The following is a 240-nucleotide window of genomic DNA, read 5'->3' on the forward strand; positions in this document are numbered from 1 at the left end:
GCTCAACAAGTTCTTTATATTCCCCATCCAAAGGCCTGGATAATCCTGTTCCAAAAAGTGCATCAATGATGATTGTCTTGTCATCAAAGCTATATTGCTCAACCTGACTAAACTTTCGGACAGAAACACCTGAAATATCTCGAAGTCTTTTAAGGTTTATTGTTGCATCTTCTGAAAATTTTGCTTTGGGATCGTTTACAAATACATCTACATCAAAACCTTTCAGATAGAGTATTCTTG

1 protein-coding gene is annotated in these 240 nt (G+C 35.8%); it reads right to left on the bottom strand.

From position 1 onward, the window contains the following. The coding region (locus SB689_RS24095) for an NAD(P)H-hydrate epimerase (RefSeq protein ID WP_410694545.1) at positions 1-240 on the bottom strand (240 nt) is incomplete at both ends.

The sequence above is a fragment of the Chryseobacterium sp. SIMBA_038 genome (assembly GCF_046535115.1).
Lineage (GTDB): Bacteria > Bacteroidota > Bacteroidia > Flavobacteriales > Weeksellaceae > Chryseobacterium.